General features: G+C 72.7%; 22 protein-coding genes. 1 reads left to right on the top strand and 21 read right to left on the bottom strand.

From position 1 onward, the window contains the following. Positions 1-10: 10 nt before the first annotated feature. The 10 genes from GA0070622_RS05805 to GA0070622_RS05850 all read right to left on the bottom strand — a co-directional run bounded on the left by GA0070622_RS05805 (position 11) and on the right by GA0070622_RS05850 (position 8179). Positions 11-928 carry a hypothetical protein gene (locus tag GA0070622_RS05805; RefSeq protein WP_091569673.1) on the bottom strand — a complete coding sequence of 306 codons (918 nt, stop codon included), beginning with the start codon at positions 926-928 and terminating at the stop codon, positions 11-13. After that, on the bottom strand, positions 928-2115 hold the full coding sequence (locus tag GA0070622_RS05810) for a siphovirus ReqiPepy6 Gp37-like family protein (RefSeq protein ID WP_091576926.1): 1188 nt from the start codon (positions 2113-2115) through the stop codon (positions 928-930). The genes GA0070622_RS05805 and GA0070622_RS05810 overlap by 1 nt, the downstream gene beginning before the upstream one ends. A gap of 11 nt (positions 2116-2126) precedes the next feature. Continuing rightward, the gene (locus tag GA0070622_RS05815; RefSeq protein ID WP_091569677.1) at positions 2127-3074 is read right to left on the bottom strand and encodes a phage distal tail protein; all 948 of its coding nucleotides are present in this window, start codon (positions 3072-3074) and stop codon (positions 2127-2129) included. Beyond that, positions 3075-5924, bottom strand: a complete 2850-nt coding sequence (locus tag GA0070622_RS05820) for a phage tail tape measure protein (protein ID WP_141684527.1) — start codon at positions 5922-5924, stop codon at positions 3075-3077. Between the two features lie 3 nt (positions 5925-5927). Continuing rightward, positions 5928-6245, bottom strand: coding sequence for a hypothetical protein (locus tag GA0070622_RS05825; RefSeq protein ID WP_091569682.1), 318 nt, complete (start codon positions 6243-6245; stop codon positions 5928-5930). Between the two features lie 80 nt (positions 6246-6325). Continuing rightward, positions 6326-6847 carry a hypothetical protein gene (locus tag GA0070622_RS05830; RefSeq protein WP_091569684.1) on the bottom strand — a complete coding sequence of 174 codons (522 nt, stop codon included), beginning with the start codon at positions 6845-6847 and terminating at the stop codon, positions 6326-6328. Then, a complete protein-coding gene (locus tag GA0070622_RS05835; RefSeq protein ID WP_141684528.1) occupies positions 6844-7068 on the bottom strand; it encodes a hypothetical protein in 225 nt (74 codons plus the stop codon). The genes GA0070622_RS05830 and GA0070622_RS05835 overlap by 4 nt, the downstream gene beginning before the upstream one ends. A 79-nt stretch (positions 7069-7147) precedes the next feature. Next, positions 7148-7627 carry a phage tail tube protein gene (locus tag GA0070622_RS05840; RefSeq protein ID WP_091569689.1) on the bottom strand — a complete coding sequence of 160 codons (480 nt, stop codon included), beginning with the start codon at positions 7625-7627 and terminating at the stop codon, positions 7148-7150. Then, on the bottom strand, positions 7620-7844 hold the full coding sequence (locus GA0070622_RS05845; protein WP_091569691.1) for a hypothetical protein: 225 nt from the start codon (positions 7842-7844) through the stop codon (positions 7620-7622). The genes GA0070622_RS05840 and GA0070622_RS05845 overlap by 8 nt, the downstream gene beginning before the upstream one ends. Positions 7845-7846: 2 nt before the next feature. Continuing rightward, entirely contained in the window at positions 7847-8179 is a 333-nt protein-coding gene (locus GA0070622_RS05850) for a hypothetical protein (RefSeq protein ID WP_091569694.1), read from the bottom strand. A gap of 76 nt (positions 8180-8255) precedes the next feature. On the opposite strand from GA0070622_RS05850, the gene GA0070622_RS05855 reads away from it, so the two are divergent. Beyond that, complete coding sequence (locus GA0070622_RS05855; RefSeq protein WP_091569697.1) at positions 8256-8453, top strand: hypothetical protein; 198 nt, start codon at positions 8256-8258, stop codon at positions 8451-8453. 4 nt (positions 8454-8457) lie between these two features. On the opposite strand, the gene GA0070622_RS05860 is transcribed toward GA0070622_RS05855, so the two are convergent. From GA0070622_RS05860 to GA0070622_RS05910, 11 genes are all read right to left on the bottom strand, one after another. Next, complete coding sequence (locus tag GA0070622_RS05860) at positions 8458-8886, bottom strand: hypothetical protein (RefSeq protein ID WP_091569699.1); 429 nt, start codon at positions 8884-8886, stop codon at positions 8458-8460. Continuing rightward, positions 8883-9272 (bottom strand): hypothetical protein, encoded by a 390-nt coding sequence (locus GA0070622_RS05865; protein WP_091569703.1) that lies wholly within the window; start codon positions 9270-9272, stop codon positions 8883-8885. The genes GA0070622_RS05860 and GA0070622_RS05865 overlap by 4 nt, the downstream gene beginning before the upstream one ends. Then, positions 9269-9664, bottom strand: a complete 396-nt coding sequence (locus GA0070622_RS05870) for a DUF6093 family protein (protein ID WP_091569705.1) — start codon at positions 9662-9664, stop codon at positions 9269-9271. The genes GA0070622_RS05865 and GA0070622_RS05870 overlap by 4 nt, the downstream gene beginning before the upstream one ends. Beyond that, complete coding sequence (locus tag GA0070622_RS05875; protein WP_091569708.1) at positions 9664-10227, bottom strand: hypothetical protein; 564 nt, start codon at positions 10225-10227, stop codon at positions 9664-9666. The genes GA0070622_RS05870 and GA0070622_RS05875 overlap by 1 nt, the downstream gene beginning before the upstream one ends. Positions 10228-10326: 99 nt before the next feature. After that, a complete protein-coding gene (locus tag GA0070622_RS32425; protein WP_091569710.1) occupies positions 10327-10980 on the bottom strand; it encodes a hypothetical protein in 654 nt (217 codons plus the stop codon). 58 nt (positions 10981-11038) lie between these two features. Further along, a complete protein-coding gene (locus GA0070622_RS05885) occupies positions 11039-12223 on the bottom strand; it encodes an SU10 major capsid protein (protein ID WP_091569713.1) in 1185 nt (394 codons plus the stop codon). A 54-nt stretch (positions 12224-12277) separates the two neighbouring features. Next, entirely contained in the window at positions 12278-13033 is a 756-nt protein-coding gene (locus tag GA0070622_RS05890; RefSeq protein ID WP_091569717.1) for a hypothetical protein, read from the bottom strand. A gap of 59 nt (positions 13034-13092) precedes the next feature. Beyond that, positions 13093-13365, bottom strand: coding sequence for a hypothetical protein (locus GA0070622_RS05895; protein WP_091569721.1), 273 nt, complete (start codon positions 13363-13365; stop codon positions 13093-13095). After that, entirely contained in the window at positions 13365-13637 is a 273-nt protein-coding gene (locus tag GA0070622_RS05900; protein WP_091569725.1) for a hypothetical protein, read from the bottom strand. Before GA0070622_RS05900 ends, GA0070622_RS05895 begins: the two co-directional genes overlap by 1 nt. Positions 13638-13652: 15 nt before the next feature. Further along, complete coding sequence (locus GA0070622_RS05905; protein ID WP_091569728.1) at positions 13653-14711, bottom strand: VG15 protein; 1059 nt, start codon at positions 14709-14711, stop codon at positions 13653-13655. Continuing rightward, positions 14701-16200: a phage portal protein gene (locus GA0070622_RS05910; RefSeq protein WP_091569731.1), complete on the bottom strand. Its 1500-nt coding sequence runs from the start codon at positions 16198-16200 to the stop codon at positions 14701-14703. The genes GA0070622_RS05905 and GA0070622_RS05910 overlap by 11 nt, the downstream gene beginning before the upstream one ends. Positions 16201-16202 lie beyond the last annotated feature (2 nt).

The raw sequence follows: 16202 nt of genomic DNA on the forward strand, positions 1-16202 counted from the left end.
ACCCCTCTTCCTACGCGGCGTGCCAGACGAGTGAGCCGTCCACCGTGCGGTCCTCGGCGACCGAGACGCCGGCGGCGGTGACGACGTAGATCCCGGCCGAGGTGACCCGTAGCGCGGCGGGCGCGCCGCCGGACCAGTAGAGGGCGGTTGCCTGCACGGGGAACGTCGGTTCGAAGCCGGCCGGGATGTTCGCGACCTTCGTCGTCGAGCCGGCCGGGATCGCCCCGGTGGTCCGCTGGACCTTGAGCGCCAGCACGCATACCCCGCCGCGCCGCTGCAGGCTGTTCTCCGTCGCGCTGAACCCGGACAGCAGCGGCACGGCCACGGTCCCGGAGTCGTCGACGGCGTTGCGCCAGGTCGTGCCGTCGGAGAGGATCCACCGGCCGGTGTCGACCTCGAACGCGGTGCGGCCCTTCTGGTGCGGCGGCCTGATTGACGCCTTGCAGAGGATCTGGCCGTCCTCGCCCAGGTACCAGGCCTTCTCGGTGACCGTCGACCCGGCCAGGGTGGTGGCGCCGTTCGCGACCGTGACCGTGGCCAGTTCGATCTCGTAGACGCCGCTGCCGGCCGACGCCGGCGTTCGGGTGGCCGCCGGCGCGCCCGCCCCGGGGGTGCCCTGAACGATCTGCACGGTGAGCGTCCAGTCGGCCCGGTTGAGGCGCAGTACCACCAGGTCCACCCGGGTGGAGCCGCTGCTGTTCGCGGCGAGGGTCTTGGTGACCACGGCGGCGTCGTTCTGCCAGCCGTACCCGTCGACGACGGCCTGCCGGGACGCCCGGATGCGGATCTCCCGGGTGCCGCTGCCGTCGGCGTAGATGAGCGGCTGGTCGGCCGGGTCGCCGATCAGCCCGGACGGTAGCGCCCGGCCGAGCAGCCGCTCGTGCTGCAGCTGGGTGACGCCGGGGTTCGGGTAGGAGGACTCGGCCATCAGATGGTCTCCAATCCGGCGAGCCGTCGGGCCAGGGCCCGCGTGACCTTCACCCACGCCGGGTCAGCGGAGGCGTCCTGCGAGCCGACCAGCGCGGTGACCGTCTCCCCGTCGCGCGGGCTCACCTCGAGGTGCACGGCGCGGACCACGTCGGTGACTTCCGCTCCGGAGTTGAGCTCCACCGACACGCGGTCGCCGAGCTGGTAGTGCACGCCGTAGCGCTGATCCGTGGTGTCGACGGTGACGCTGGTCAGCCGGGCGGTCTCGGCCGAGCGCTCCAGCTCTTCGTCGCCGGCCTGATTCAGCTCGGCCGCGGCGCCGGCGGTCGCGTCGGATTGCCGCTGGTCGACGAACGTCTCCAGCCGCCACCACTTCGCGACCGCCGCGGTGTTGACCCGTTCGACGATCACCCGCGACGTGCCGACGTCCTTCCCGCCGACGATCGCGACGGTGGCCGACGGGGCGACCGGCTCGTACGAGTAGGAGCGCAGGTTCCCCAGGCCGCGGCTGAACCGGACCGCGCCGTCGCCGGTGGTGCGGTCGGCCGGCGCGTACACCTGGAACTCGATCGTGGTGCCGACCTGCTGGGTGCGGAACCCGAGCCCGCCGCCGGCGATGGCCGCGCTGCGGAGCGCGTCGCCGAGCGCCTCGAACCGGGTCCCGAACGTGATGCTGGCCCCGAGGCCCGCGCCGGTGCCGAGGACCAGCTGCGGCACCCGCCGGACTGTCAGCGCTCCGGGGCCGGCGTTGAGGTTGACCAACGACCGCATGACGTCGCCGGCCTCGTCGGTGGCTGTCCACCGGGCGGTCGACGTCTGCGCGGTGGCCACGGCCGCCGGGTTCGGGTAGGTGACCCTGCCGGCGATGAGCGCCAGGTCGTCGGTGAACGCGACGGACACGGTGCCCGGGTCAGTGTCGGCGCCGTCGACGGACCAGCGTTGCGGGCCGGCCCGCTCGATCGGCCCCGCGGCGAAGATGACGCCGTCGCGGATCACGACCACCCGGTTGCCGCCCGCGTTGATCAGCTGGAGCAGCTCCGGCCGGGCCGGCGCGGTGAAGGTGCCGGATCCGGGCTCGTTGAACCGCAGGGTGACGTCCAGGTCCGTCCACCCGCCGATCGGGTCGCCGAGCACGTTGAGGTTCCGGTCGGTGATGAGCAGGGTCGTCCGCGCCGGCGCGGACAGCATCAGGGGCATGGTCAGGCCGTCTCGTACCGAGGGACGTAGGACAGGGTGATCGCGGTGCCAGCTGCCGCGCCGGCGACGGCGAACTCGACGTTGTTCAGGCCGGGCTGCAACGCCCACAGCTGCGCGCCGGGCCAGGTCAGCTTGCCGGTCCAGTTCGCGCCGCCCGGGCCGCGCACGGCGGGCGGGTCGGTGGTGATCGTGGCGACCTGCCCGGCGGTCAGCGTCCCGGTCAGCGTGAACGCCTCACCGGTGCTGAGATTGGTGGCCACCACCGCGGTGGCAGGGCCGACGATCGTCCAGGTCGGCCACGCCTCCACGTTGCCCTCGTTGACAGCAGTCGCGGTGCCGAGCACCGACGACGGGGACACCGTCAGGTACGGCGACAGGTACGACACCGCGGTGCCGTAGGCGTACGGCAGGCTCAGCGGCCGGACCGCCCGCCAGAACGGGTCCTCACAGTAGAGGCTGAGCACCGCCGTGTCGTAGGTGTGACCCTGCCCCGGTTCCCCGTCGAAGCCCTGCTGGTAGTAGGCGAGGATCTCCCGGGCGTCGCCGTTCGGGCGCATGATTCGTAGCCGGCCCGGGCCGAGCCGGCGGGTCTGCGTGAACGCGTTGGACAGGGCCCGCCACCCGGCCACCAGCTCCAGGTGGGTGTCCGCCCGCACCCGCAGCGGCCACGTGATCGTCCGCGGCTGCGGCTGGATGTGCCGAACCCGGGTGCCGCCGCGCGGGTGGTCGTCGGCCACGATGTTGATCGGTGCGGCACCCCACCCGGTCACCGCGTTCAGGGTGAAGAACAGCGTCGAGTCGTTGGTGAGCGGCCACTCCGTGCCGTCCGGTGCGATCCACACCGCCACCGGCCGGCCCGGGTCGACCGGTGGCGGCGCCGGAGTTGGGATCGGTGAGGGGGTGTCGACCGGCGGCGGTGGAGTCGAGATCGTGCCGACGTAGACGGGCATCTACCGTGGCCTCCCCACCCGCGCGAGCGCGTCCTGGCGCTGCTGAAGCGCCGTCAGGTCGTGGACGGTGAAGTTCGCCTGCCGCGGCTGCACCGTGATCCGGTTGTCGTACGTGATCTGGCCACTGGCCTGCCCGCCGTAGCCGGACGACGGGGCGAAGTTCCGCCATCCGCCCCACCAGTTCTCGATCGCGTACCCGACCAGCGCCCGCGTGCGGGCCATGTCCCCGAAGCGGGGGGCGAACAGCTCCCCGCCGGTCGACGGCTCCGCCCACGCGTACCGGGCCGGGCCCTGCGGCGCCGCGATCTGCGCCTGCCGCAGCAACCCCACCGCCGCGTGCTCGTACACGCCACCCCGGTCGTTTTTCAGGATCGTCCCGCCGGGCACCTTCAGATCGCCGGTGCTGGTCCACCGGACGGTGCCGGAGATGTAGATGTGCTTGTCCTTCAACTCCGCGATCTTGCTCTTGAGTGCCTCCACGGCCGCCTTGGCTTCACCAGTGGACGCCCAGAAAGGCACCGTCTTGGACGGCGGCACGTTCCGGACCGCGAAGTTGAAGTCCTGCACCTGCCCGGTGGCCTTCGTCGTGCCCGGCGCGGACACGTCCGTCGACACCTCGCCGGGCACGGCCTTGTACTTGCCGATCAGCGCGTCGACCTCACCCTTGGTGTAGCCGGCCTGCAGCATCGTGCGGCGCAGCCCGTCGATGTCCTTGACGTACTTGCCGTTGACCTCGTCGAGGGTCTCGCCGTGCTCCAGCCGGGCGTCCCGCAGCGCCTTGATCCGGTCGACCTGCTCCAGCACCGCGGCGATGTTGTCCCGCCCGGCCTGGGTGTTGTCGTTGAGGGTGCGGGTGCCGTCGCGCAGCTCCGCCTTCACATCGGCGATGCCCTGCTTGTAGGCCAGCAGCGCCTTGTCGTACGACATCTCCTGCTTGAACAGGGCGTCGAACGCTTCCTTCAGCTCCTGGACCTCGTCGGCGGCCTGCCCGGCCGCGCCGCCGACCTGCTTCACCCCGCCGGCCGCGTCGGTCGACGCCTTCCCAGCGACCTCCAGCGCCGCCGCGTACTGCGGGAACAGCGCCTTCAGCTCCTCGATGGAGACGCCGTCCTTCGCGGCCGCGTCGGCGAGCCGGTTGAACGCCGCCGCGGCCTCGTCGGCCTTCCCGCCGGAGGCGAGCTGGGCCAGCGCCGAGTCCATCGCCTCGACGCGCTCGCGGGTGCGGTCGAGGCTCGTGTTGGTGCCCCGCAGAGCCGGCCCGATGATCCAGGTGTTCTCCAGGATGTCCTGCATGAACCGCGCTGACTGCCGACGCTTGTTGTCGGTGTCTGCCAGGAACTTCAGGCCGACCGCCAGATCCTGCATGTCGCCGCCCAGGACCCGCGCGGACTCCCCAGCCAGAGCGCCGGTCTTGCCCCATTCACCGAGGCCCTTGGCCATGGCGTCGATCTGCGGATTCAGGTCCTTCTGCATGGCGGTGATGGCAGCACCAGCGACCTCGAACGCGGCGAAGGTCACAGCAGCGCGGCCCGCCCACTTACTGGCGGTCTCCAGCCCGCGGGCCGCGCGCTGGCCGGCCGGGCCGACCTCCCGCAGCTCGTCGAGCATGTCCCGCGTCGACCGGCGGACCCGCACCCACCCGGCGCCGAGTAGCAGCGCACCGCCGGCCACCCCGGCCATCACGGTCAGGGTCGACGTCAGCGCCGGCGGCAGCCGGTCCAGCTCGTCGACGAGCGCGCCGGCCGCCTGGACGAGGATCCGCAGGCCGCTGTTCGCACCCGACCCGGCCTCGATGGCCATGGTCTCCAGGGAGCCCTTGAGCTTCTCGACGTCGCCGGCGAGGTTGTCCATCTTCTTCGCCGCGACGTCGGCGGCGGCGCCCTGGTCGTCGACGGCCTTGGTGTAGTCCTGGATGCCCTTCTCGCCCAGCTCGTACATGATGTTCGCCGCGCGCATGCCGTCCGCGCCGAAGATCGTCGCGAGGGCGGCGTTGCGCTGCTCCTGGGTGAGCCCGCCGAGGGCCTTCTGCAGCACCCCGGCCAGCCGGGTGGTGCCGATGAACTCGCCGTTTGCGTCGTACGCGGCGATGCCCAGCTTGTCCATCAGCGCGGCTGACTTGTCCGTCGGCGCCTGCAGCATCATCAGGGCGGTCTTCAGGCTGGTGCCGGCGTCGGAGCCGACGAGCGCCCGGTCGGCGAACGCGGCCAGGGTGCCGACGGTCTCCTCCAGGCCCATCCCGGCGGCGTTGGCCGCCAGGCCGCCCTGCTTGAGCGCCTCGCCCATCTCGTGCACGTCGGTGGCGGACTTGTTGGCCGCCGCGGCGAGCACGTCGGCGATGTGCCCGACGTCGGCGCCCTTGAGCTTGAACACGTTCATCGTCTTCGCGGCGATGTCCGCCGACTCGGCCAGGTCCAGCGACCCGGCCGCCGCAAGGGCCAGGGAGCCGTTGAGGGCGCCGCCGAGGATGTCGGAGGTCTTCAGGCCGGCCTTGGCCAGCTCGGCCTCCGCCTTGGCCGCCTCGGTGGCGGAGAACGCCGTGTCGGCGCCGGCTTTCAGCGCGGCCTGCCGCAGCTGGTCCAGCTCCTTGCCGGTGGCGTCGGAGACCGCCGCGACCTCCGACATCTGCTTGTCGAACTTCGCGGCCATCGCCACCGCCGCACCGAACCCGGCGGCGAGGACCAGACCCATCCGGCCGGCCTGGTCGGCCAGGGCGTCGAGCTTCCCCGCCCGGGCCGCCTTGTCCAGCTCCCCGCGCAGCTCCGACGTGGCCGCCCCGGCCTGACGCATACCCGCCCGGAACCCGGACACGTCGGCGGCCAGCCGCACCCCTACCGTCCGCAGACCAGCCACCGGTCACCTCCGCTCAGCGTGCAGCAGCAGCGCCTCCGGCTGCGGCGAGTCCTTGTACTCCGGGGCCGCCGACCGCAACGCCGTCGACGCGAAACACCGCCTCGGCGGCGGCACCACCCAGTGGCCCTCCGACTCCGGGTCGGTGCACACCGAAAGCGGCCGGCCGCAGTGCGGGCACAGGCTCGCCCGGTAGACGGTCAGGGCGAGCATCCAGCCGCGTTCCTCGTCGTCCCACTCCGGCTCCCGGCTGGTCACCGACCGGATCAGCCGGTCCTGCTCGTCGTACTCGTGCTCGGTGACCTCGGCCGGCTCCCAGCCCATCAGCCGGCGGCGGCTGATACCGAGCCGCTCGGCCGTCTCGACGCGGGCCCGCAGCTCCGGGTCGTCGCGGAGACGGCCAGCTAGAAAGGGATGTCGACGGTCTGCCGGGTCAGCTGGAACGCGACCGTGGCCAGCTGGTCGAGCTGCCGGGAGGTGAGGACCCCGAGGGTGTTCTCGTCGCCGAGCAGCGCCGTCCAGTCCTCGTCGTCGAGGTCCGGGTCGACGACGGCCAGGCGCACCAGCGCGGCCGGGAAGGTGTCCCGGTTCCAGCCGGCCTCGTCGGCCTCGACGGTCTTGCCGGTGGCCTCGTCGACGCGGGCCGGGTGGTCGCGCAGCAGCTGCGCGTACCGCAGGTCGTCGAGCCCGCGCAGCCGGAAGTCGACCCGGAACTTGTCCAGCTCGGCACGCAGCTCGGTGACGCGCTGCTCGGCGGCGGCCGGCGAGCCGTTCCCGGCCAGCGAGTCACCCGGCTTGCGGGCCTCCTCGAGCGCGGCGACGGCGGCCTCGTACTCGTCGACCAGGTCGAGGTCCGCGCCGAGCCACACCGGCACGGTGCGGGTGGTCGGGCGCGCGTTGCGGATGCGCTCCTTGATGGTGCTCATGCGTCAGCGTCCAATGCGAGCGTCACGGTCTCGGTGGCCACCGTGTTCGGTGCCACCGCGTAGATCTGGCCCTGCTCGTTGCGCCGATACCGAACTACCTCAACGCCGCCAGCGCCGAAGGTCACCGAGCGGAGGTCGGCCGGATCGACCGGGTCGAGGCCGATGTCACGCAGGAACGCGACCACCTTCGACAGCGGCACACGGTGGGAATCGTTGCTCATGTCCAGCCCTTCGCAATCCAGCCCCCGATGGTGCGGGACGGCCGGGCCGGGCTGGTGGCCCGGCCGCCCCGGTCAGTGGTTAGGCGACGACCGCGTCCGTCGCCGGCGGCGTCGTGATCGGCGTCGGCACCTCGTACTTCCGGACGCTGTTGGCCTCCGGGGCCAGCTCCTTGCGGCGTCCGCAGATCACCGGGTAGACCTCCACCGGCTGGGTGGCGGCCCACGCGGTCTCCTCCGGGATGTCTCGGCGGATCACGATGAACCCGGAGGTGCCCCGGGTCAGGGTGTTGCGGGCGGTGTCCGGGGCGGTCTGCTTCTTCATCCGCAGGCCGGTGCCGGAGTACGAGTCCCGGCCGATGGTCTTCGTGTCGAAGGTGCTGGCCAGCGCCGAGTTGTCGACCTCGGCGGTGCTGGCCTCGAAGCCCATCAGGCCGTCCGGGGTGATGACCTGCTGCAGCAGCAGTCCGGCGTTCAGCTCGGCGGCCGTCGGGCTGTTGATGTTGGCGATGGCGCCCACCCACGCGACGCGGGTCATGCCATCGGCGAGGACGTCAGCCATCGCTCTTCTCTCCGTTCCCGCCGTCGGCGGTCGTGGTGTTGGTCTGCACGGCCGCCGGCGCGGCCGAGGTCTGCCGTGGCGGCGCCACCGGGTTCGGTTCCTCCGGCGTCCCGTCCGCCCGCTTCCAGCCCCGCTCCAGCCAGTCGTCCACCGCCCCGGCCGGGCACTCCCACTGCCCGCCCGTCTCGGGGTGGATCAGCCACACGAACCCGTCCACGGTCAGATCCGGAACAGCTCGTACGTCAGCCCGGTCTGCGACGAGCTGGTGACCGTCGCGACCCCCGTTGCCGGGTCGATCGCCGAGCGGGGGATCAGCAGCCGCCGCACACCGGTGGCCGGCGCGGCCAGCGCGGTGGCGGTGCCCGGGTTCCCCGACGGGGTGCGACCCGGGTCGAGCACGGTGATGTTCGAGGCGGTGCCGGTCGTGATGACCCGCAGCTCGCAGCCGTTCGGGCCGAACTGCCCGGCGGCGATCGTGTCGGAGGCGGTCGGGGTGATGACGGTCGGCGTGGTACCGGTGGTGGTGGCCGACTGGGAGGTGAGCGCAGCCATCGGCGGCGTCCTTTCAGGTAGGTCCCGCCGATCGGCGGAGGGTGATCTCTTGCAGAGGCGCGGTACGGTGCCCGGCATGACTCAGCAGCACGAATCGCGGTGGTCGCTGGCGCACACCGGGAACCGGGTACTCCTGGCTGTCGCTGCTGGCGTGCTGATCGCGTGTCTCTGCGGCGGTAGCGACCTGCCCGTCGCGGTGCAGATCGTGATCCTGCTTGCCGTCGGCGGCGTCACGTACGCCTTGGTGACGTTGCTGCACCGGTCACGCCGGTAGCAGGTCAGGCCGGCTCGGACTCCAGCCGGTAGACGTCAACGCGGTCCATCACCGGCGAGCCGGTCGAGTCGTCCCGCTGCGGCGGCTGCCCGTCCTCACGGCGAATCGGCCAGCACTGCCGACCGGCCACCGTCGGCCGCACGTTCAGCAACGCGGCCCGGACCCGCTCGGCGACCGACCGGGACGCCGTCGCGGTCAGGCCCACGCTGTGCACGTACGCGCGCAGCACATAGCGGGCCGGACGGGCGGACAGCGGCCGGGAGTCCGGCTCCTCCGGATCCGCGTCGGCGAAGTACACCAGCGCATATGGCGGCGGCTTCGACCGGCCCGTCACCGGATCCTCGGCGACCGCGCCGTCGTAGACGGTCAGCGCCGTGGTGCCCGGCGCGGCGCGCAGCAGCGCCAGGACCGCGTCGGCGTGCTCGCGGATCACAGGTCCTCCAGCAGCCGGACCGCCAGGTCCTCCATCGCCTTCTCGAACCGCGGCAGCTCCTCGTCGGCCGCCGGCTCGACGTGCGAGATCGGCGCGTTCTTCACCGTGCCGTAGTTCAGGATGTTGCCCAGCGCGCCCTGCCGCCGCTTCTTGTCCGGGCCGATCTCCGCCTCCGGGCCCCGGAAACCAGCGGACCGGTCGTAGGTGATCGCCGCCGGGTACGCCGGGGCGTGGGCGATGCCGCCGACGCGGCGACGCATCCCGTTCTTGATGTTCAGGGCACCCTTCTCGACGACCTTGCCGGCCTCGTCGGGTGCCTCCGAGGCGGCGCGGTCCAGCGTCACGCGCAGCCGCGCCACCCCGTCGGAGTCGATCGTCACCGTCACGATGTCACCTCCTCCACACCGAGCCGCCGGGCGGTGGCCAGGCTCTTCGCCGCCTCGTCCCGGACTACCAGAGCCCGACCCATCAGGTCTGGGTCGTACGTGCAGGCCGTCAACTCGACCCGGTCACCGGCGCGCACGCCGGCCGAGGCGGCGACGGGCAGGTGCAGCTCGCGGCGGACCATCAGCAGCGACGCCTCGCCGGCGTCCGACGGGCGGGACTGGACGGCCTGCTGCTGGACCTTGCAGCGGCCCTCGTAGACGGTGGTGTAGGACGGGGTGACGTTGCCGTCGTCGTCCTCCGTTGACCCGGCGGCGCGTTGGATCCGGCACTGGTCGACCATCAGCCGCTCAGCCGCCCGGCGGCCCCGAGCGAGCGCCCGGTCGACGGACATCAGCGCCTCCGCCCGTACTGGCGGCGCAGCGCCGCGCGTAGGGCCGGTGTGCCATCCATCTGAGCCGACATCGCCGCATAGGTCGCCGACCAGTCGTCGACCGACTCTGACTTGATGCCGCCGCCCGGGCTGCCTGGAATCTCGCGGATCAGGCCGAGCACCGCAGAGCGGGCCAGCTGCAGCTCCTGCGCCCCGTCCGGGTAGCCGTGGGTGTAGACCACGGTGACCGGGATCAGGTCGCCCGGGCGGTCCGACCAGCCGCAGCGCCGGTACAGGCGGGTGCCGTGCAGCCGGTACCCGGCCGCGCCGGCCGCGATCGGGGAGCCGTTGTAGTCCACCGACGTGACCGCCTGGACCGGGAACTGCGGCAGGGGCAGCCACTGGCTCGGGCCGGCGGTGAGCACCGCGGTGTCGTCGACGACCTCGACGATGCGCTGCCCGCCGGCGGCGGCCTGGACCACCGCGGTGGCGCACTCGATCAGCAGGGTCACCTGCGCGTCGGGCAGGTCCTGGTCGTCGAGCAGGTTCTTCAGGTCGGCCGGGGCCGCCAGCTGGTCCGCCACCGAGTCCCCCTCTCCTGATCCAGGTGTTCAGTGCTGAACACCTGGCGATGTGCGGGCCCGGCCGGCAGGGGTGCGCCTGCCGGCCGGGCCCGGGCCGGGTCAGCTGCGGCTGCTGCCGGTGGCCTTGGTGGCCTTGGCCGCGGTGGCCTTGGTGGCCTTGGCCGGGGTCGCCTTCGCCGGCGTCGCGGCTGCCGAGGCGTCACCGCTGGCGGCGAGCGGGTCCGGGTCGGGCAGGGCCACCCCGCCGGTCGCCGCCGGGGCGATCACCGTGCCGTCGTCGACGAGCTCCTCGGGCACGGCCGGCGGCTCGGTCTCCTGCCCGCCCATGACCTTCTGCAGCTCGACAACCAGGCCCTGACGGGTGTTCAGGCCCTTGGCCTGCTCCATGTCCAGCGCCACCCGAGCGCGGGCGAGGTCCTCTCCGACCCAGTCGAGGATGTCCTCGGCCGCGCCGGCGACGATGACGTCCCGGTCGATCTCGTCCGGCTCGACCAGGCCCGGCACCGGCCGTGCGGCCGGCGTGCCGAACCGGGTGGTCGGCCCGTCGGTCTCCGCCGACGCGTCGACGTCCCCGTCGCCGTCGCGCTTGCCGATCGCGCCGGCGTCGAGCAGCCGCTGACGCTGCTCGTCCGACACGTCGTCCGGCAGCGGCGCGCCGTGCGGGACGTCGACGTGGGCGCGGCCGGCGCCCACCTGCGTCTCGACGGTCACGTAGCCGGCCGTGACGACGTACTGCTCTGTGTCCTTGCCCATGCTGCAGCGCTCCTTACGCCTCGTTGTTGACGATCTCGGGTGGTGGGCCGGGCGCTGCTCAGGCCTTGAGGTTGACGATCTTGCCGTGCTTGCGCTCGTTGCCGTAGGCGAGACCGACCTCGCCGTAGAGCTGGTTCTTGTCGTAGGCGCCCGTCTTGGCCAGGGGCTCCTCGAACATGTGGCCCTTGCCGGGGACCTCCAGGAAGACCGGCCGGCACTCCTCGAGGGAGACGACCTGGACCACGTCGGCCGGCATGTGCCGGTTGAGCATGACGTTGAGGATCCCGAAGTCGGTCTCGATGCGGTTGACGGTCACACCGCCGACGGTGGAGATCTCCTTGGTGACGTAGCCGGCCACCACGTAGGCGTTGGTGATCGCCAGCTTCTGCGCCGCGCCGACCATGATCGTGGCGGTCTCGGACTGCATGATGCCGCCGTTGTTGAACACGGTCATCAGCAGCGCGTCGACCATCGTCTTGGTCAGGGCCACGCCCTTGGCCCAGACCACGGTGCCGTCGACGGTGATGTTGACCGCCGTGCCGCCCTTGGTCAGCGACACCGAGAAGGTGTTGGCCGAGCTGGCCACGACGTAGTACACGTCGGTGGTGGTCAGCGGCGTGGCCGCGCCCACGCTCGTGAACCGGATGCTGTCGCCGTTGGCCAGGCCGTGGGCGGTCAGCGTGATCAGGTCGGTCGAGGCGGCCGCCGTGCCGGTCGCGGTGACGCCGGCGGCGGCGTCGACGACGTTGGACGTCGTGGCCGCGAGGATGCCCCGGGTCTTGCGGGCGGTCAGGTTGTCCGCCGGCAGCTGGTAGATGCCGTTGACGAAGGACCACTCGATGTCGCGGACCATCTGCTTGAGCATCAGCTCGGTCTGCCAGTCCAGCTCGTCGACGACCGGGTTGGAACCGCCGGCGGTGGCCAGCCCACCGAGGCGGCCGGTGGCCGCCCGCTTGGTGTAGGACACCCCGACGGTCTCGTGGTGGATCTGCGTCACGTTCTTCTTCTGCCCGCGGATCCGGTTCTGCGCGGTCGGCGCGTCCTGGCCCTCCAGCGCCACGTTCTGCCCGGCGGCGCGCAGGTCGTACTCCGACCACTCGAACTCGGTGTCGGTGGTCTGCCCGCCGCCGGTCAGCCCGCCGATCGCCGAGAAGAACGGGGTGTCGGACGGGGTGAGCAGGTACAGGATGCCCGTGTAGTTGGGCAGGTTGTAGGTGGTGCCGAGCGCGGTGATGCCAGCCATCGCTGGTCGCTCCCTTCGATCGTTCCTTGGGCGCGGCCCGCGCCGGCCCTTCGGTTACTGCTGGACGGGGGTCAGCTTCTGCTTCTGCAGACGGATGACCTCACGGACGTTGCCGGACTTCTGCGCGGCCGCGATCAGCGCTTCCAGGTCCGCCGGCTGGTTGCCCCGGGTGCCCTGCGTCGGGTCCGGAGCGGGGTTACGCGGCCCGGCCGGCGCGGCGGGGAACAGCTGCAGCAGCGCGTCCGCGTCGGCCGCCAGCTCGTCGCGGGTGCCGCCGTTGAGCCGGGCCGCCTGCGCCGGGGTGAGGCCCTTCTCGTGGGCGACCTCGGCCCGCCAGCGGGCGGCGCGCTCCTTGGCCAGGTCCTCGTCGTGCTTGTTGAGCCGCTCGGTCAGCTGCTCCAGGTCGGTCTTGCCGTCCCCGGTGGGCTTGGTGCCGAGCAGGTCCGCGAGCTGCTTGAGCGGTGCCAGCTCGCCGATCTGCCGCTCCAGGGCCTTGCGGGCCTCGCGCTCCTCGCGCAGCGCCTTCTCACCGCCGGGGCCGAGCGGCTTGTCCTGCGGGTCACCGCCGGTCGGAGCCGGGTCGGCGGGCGGCTGGCCGCCGCCGCCGCTGCCGGTGCCGGGGTTGGCCGGCGGTGCGCCGGTTCCCGGGTCCGCCGGCGGCTGACCGGGGCCGGGGGCGGGTGCCGGCGGGTCGGGGGCGGCGCCGAGCTGCGGCCAGATCAGCCGGCCGGAGCGGGTGCGGCCGAGCGCGCGCAGCGGGTCGCCCGTGCGCGGGTGCCGCAGATGCGGATGGGTGGGCAGGTGGGTCATCGCGACCTCCGGTAGGTGGCCACGGCATCGCGCCGGGCCAGGTGATGTGTTCGGGGCCCCTACTCGCCGGGGCCCTTGACGTCGACGGAGAAGACGGGCAGCGGGCCGTACACGGCCAGCCACACCGTCCCGCCGGCGGCGAGCTTCTCCAGGTCCCCGTCCTCCAGCCGCAGCCGCACGCAGACCCGGGGCAGGCCGGTGTGCTCGCCGGTGTCCACCAGCACCTCCACCGGGGCGATGTCGGTGTCGGTCAGGTCGCCGGACGGGCCGGTGGCCACCATCCGGCGGGCACCCGGCCACACCTCGGCGTCGGGGATCGGACTCGGGCGCATCAGACGCGCGGCGGCCAGTTCCAGCGCCCCTGCTCGCCGGCCTCGCCCTGCGGGCGGGAGGTGGCCCAGTAGGTGTCGGGGCCGTCGAGGAGCACCTGGAGGTTGGCGGCGTCTCCGCCGAAGACGCGGACCACGACGGCCGGGTACGTGTCACCCGCGTTGGCGAAGTTGCCCGCGTTGGGGCTCGGCGAGTTCTGCCGGTTGAAGTTGATCGCGTCGACGTCGAACTGGCTCAGGGTGTACAGCACGATGCGGCCGATGGTGGGCAGCATGGGGGACTCCTTCGGTCATCGGATGTAGCCGAAGCGCCGCAGGAGGCGGATCGCTTCGTCGCGGTCGTCGCCGGCGGCGGCGAGGATGCTCTCGGGCATCAGCCGGGGCGTGCGGGCCTGCCGGTAGCGGCCGCCGTCCTTGACGCCTCGCTCGCGGGCGCCGAGGCGGACGCCGGCGAGACCGCGGGTGGTGGTGCCCTCGGTCGTGGTGAAGACCTGCCGGCCGTACACGTCGCGGGTGGCCAGCTGCCCGCGGTCGCGGCCGCCGCGCAGCATCCGCGCCTCGGCGGCGGTGATCCGGGCTCCGGCCGGTGCGAGGCCGTACGCGCCGCGCCGGGCGTTGACGACCTGGCCGATGTCGGCGCCGAGGCGGATGGACGCGGCGCCGGCCTTGGTGAACTGCCGGTCCTGCTCGGCGGGGGTGAGGCTGTCGAACCAGGCCCGGGGGTTGGTGGCGATCGCGTCGACGGTGTCCTCGACGGCGGGCACGTGGACGCAGTCGCAGCACGGGTGCCGGTCGAAGGGTTCCGCCCGGCGGTAGCGGCGGCCGGCGAGCACGACGCAGCGGCCACAGGTCTTCCCGACGACCATCCGGATGTAGGTGTCGACGTCACGGGTGGCCATCGCGGTGGCGTCGGCGGCCCGGCCGGCGTCGGCGACCTGGGTCCGGACCGCCGTCTCCAGCGTGGCGTATCCGCCGGCGAGGGCCCGCTCGACGTCGACGCCGGCGCCGATCGCGGTCAGCGTGGTGATGGCCGGCTCGTAGAGCAGGGAGGGCAGGGGCCGGCCGTCGGAGGCGACGCCGGCGAGCGCGGCCGGCACCACCCGCGCCCGCGGTCGGGGGTTGGCGCCCTGGGCGTCGAGCACCGCGTTGAGGTAGCTGTCCGCGGTGACCGCGGCGGCGAGCTGCGCGGCGGCGGTGACGGGCACCAGATCGCCGAGCTGGGTGGCCCAGCTGCGGGTGATCGCGTCCGGGTCGACCCGGGACCACAGTTGTCGGGCGACGACGACCAGCCGGCCGACGATCCGCCGGCGGCGGCGGTAGTGCTCGCGGGCGACCTGCTCAGCCGACACCGGCCGGCTCCGGCTGCGGCGCCGGGACGGTCGGGGTGGGTGGCTCGACCGGGGCGGGTTGGCCGCCCATGCCGAGGTTGATGATCTCGCGGACCGGGTCGCGGTCGGCGTCGGCTGCGTCCTCGGCCTGCATCCGGCGGATCTGCCCCTGGCTGTAGCCGAGGTCCTCGCGGGCCTGCCGCTTGGTGATGATCGGCTCGTCGCCGCCGAACACCTTGCGGACCGCGTCGGCGGCCTGCGCCCGGGTGGGCGTCGACGGGTCCCGCCAGATCGTCTCCAGCCGCTTGGTGGCCGGGTCCCAGTCGCCGTCCTGCAGCCGGCGCACGTGCCGGTTGACGCGCTTGTAGGAGCCGCTGAACGGCACGGTCTTGCGCTCGGCCCGCTTGATCAGCCGGGCCTCCGCCGCCCGCCACGCCTCCGCGCTGGCCGGGGTGTCGGTGACCACCCCGAACGCGGTCGGCGGCAGGCCGACCAGGGCGGTGGCGTGCTTGGCCAGCTGCGTCAAGCTCTGGTGGAAGTTGGCCAGCGATGAGGCTTGGAACTCGTGGGCCTTGATGCCGCCGCCTTCGACGTCCTCGCCGCCGCTGCCCTCCAGACTGAGCAGCTTGCCCATGATGACCTGCAACGCCGACTGCTTCTCGCCCCTGTCGTCGACCAGGTCGTCCGGGCCGATGCCGAACAGCGCGCGCAGCGGGATCGCGTGGAACTCCGCGGCGACCATCATGTCGCTGGCCAGCTTGTTGGCCGCGTGCGACAGCGACAGCAGCGGGATCGTCAGCTCCGACTTGCCGTACCGGTCGGCCAGGCGGCCGCGGTTGGTCAGCGGGGTCACGAGGACCTCGCCCACGTTGTGCACGTCTCGGCCGGTCTCACGCCAGCCCTGCGGGCCACGGTCGAACCAGACGGTGTGGTTGGGCATGTAGAGGGTGGCGTACTCCTGCGGCAGCCGGATCAGGCTGTCCGGGTCCTCCACCCAGCGGCGCAGAGCCGCCCGCGGCGCCCGGGTGCGCGGGTCGATGTCGGCGTACATCTCTAGCGGGGACTCCACCGTGACCAGCGGGGTGTCGTCGTCGTCCTCGTTGGTGCCCACCGCGATGTAGGAGCGGCGCATGACGAGGGCGTCGAGGCGGCCGAGCTGCGCCTCTTCGTCGAGGTCGTTGTCCTGCCACACCCGCTGGAGGTTCTTGTCCGCGGTGGCGCTGGCCAGCTCGTCGGCCGGGGTGTCCGGATCCGGCTCGTCGTCGTCCTCCGGGTATCGGAACCCGAGCACGTCCAGGCGCTCTTCCAGGGGGTCGACGGCGAGCATCGGCCAGCCCAGCGACACGGCCTGCAGGCGGTCGCCGACCTCCCGCAGGATCTCCGGGTGGATGTAGTGCAGCGGCGCGCTGCCCTCGTAGAGGGCGTTGAGCTCCTGCAGCTGCGGCAACTCCCGGTCGTGACGGCTGGCCAGGTGGGTGACCCATCCCAGGTCATCGGTGGGCAGCGGCATGG

Source organism: Micromonospora sediminicola (genome assembly GCF_900089585.1).
Classification (GTDB): domain Bacteria; phylum Actinomycetota; class Actinomycetes; order Mycobacteriales; family Micromonosporaceae; genus Micromonospora; species Micromonospora sediminicola.

Bases quoted from the DNA above. Each gene is read 5' to 3' on its own strand.
- GA0070622_RS05825 (WP_091569682.1), bottom strand. From the start codon at position 6,245: ATGGGCTGGGAGCCGGCCGAGGTCACCGAGCACGAGTACGACGAGCAG.
- GA0070622_RS05910 (WP_091569731.1), bottom strand. From the start codon at position 16,200: ATGCCGCTGCCCACCGATGACCTGGGATGGGTCACCCACCTGGCCAGC.
- GA0070622_RS05815 (WP_091569677.1), bottom strand. From the start codon at position 3,074: ATGCCCGTCTACGTCGGCACGATCTCGACTCCACCGCCGCCGGTCGAC.
- GA0070622_RS05840 (WP_091569689.1), bottom strand. From the start codon at position 7,627: ATGGCTGACGTCCTCGCCGATGGCATGACCCGCGTCGCGTGGGTGGGC.
- GA0070622_RS32425 (WP_091569710.1), bottom strand. From the start codon at position 10,980: ATGGGCAAGGACACAGAGCAGTACGTCGTCACGGCCGGCTACGTGACC.
- GA0070622_RS05870 (WP_091569705.1), bottom strand. From the start codon at position 9,664: ATGTCCGTCGACCGGGCGCTCGCTCGGGGCCGCCGGGCGGCTGAGCGG.
- GA0070622_RS05835 (WP_141684528.1), bottom strand. From the start codon at position 7,068: ATGAGCAACGATTCCCACCGTGTGCCGCTGTCGAAGGTGGTCGCGTTC.
- GA0070622_RS05885 (WP_091569713.1), bottom strand. From the start codon at position 12,223: ATGGCTGGCATCACCGCGCTCGGCACCACCTACAACCTGCCCAACTAC.
- GA0070622_RS05855 (WP_091569697.1), top strand. From the start codon at position 8,256: ATGACTCAGCAGCACGAATCGCGGTGGTCGCTGGCGCACACCGGGAAC.
- GA0070622_RS05900 (WP_091569725.1), bottom strand. From the start codon at position 13,637: ATGCTGCCCACCATCGGCCGCATCGTGCTGTACACCCTGAGCCAGTTC.
- GA0070622_RS05830 (WP_091569684.1), bottom strand. From the start codon at position 6,847: ATGAGCACCATCAAGGAGCGCATCCGCAACGCGCGCCCGACCACCCGC.
- GA0070622_RS05805 (WP_091569673.1), bottom strand. From the start codon at position 928: ATGGCCGAGTCCTCCTACCCGAACCCCGGCGTCACCCAGCTGCAGCAC.
- GA0070622_RS05895 (WP_091569721.1), bottom strand. From the start codon at position 13,365: ATGCGCCCGAGTCCGATCCCCGACGCCGAGGTGTGGCCGGGTGCCCGC.
- GA0070622_RS05890 (WP_091569717.1), bottom strand. From the start codon at position 13,033: ATGACCCACCTGCCCACCCATCCGCATCTGCGGCACCCGCGCACGGGC.
- GA0070622_RS05810 (WP_091576926.1), bottom strand. From the start codon at position 2,115: ATGCTGTCCGCGCCGGCGCGGACGACCCTGCTCATCACCGACCGGAAC.
- GA0070622_RS05850 (WP_091569694.1), bottom strand. From the start codon at position 8,179: ATGGCTGCGCTCACCTCCCAGTCGGCCACCACCACCGGTACCACGCCG.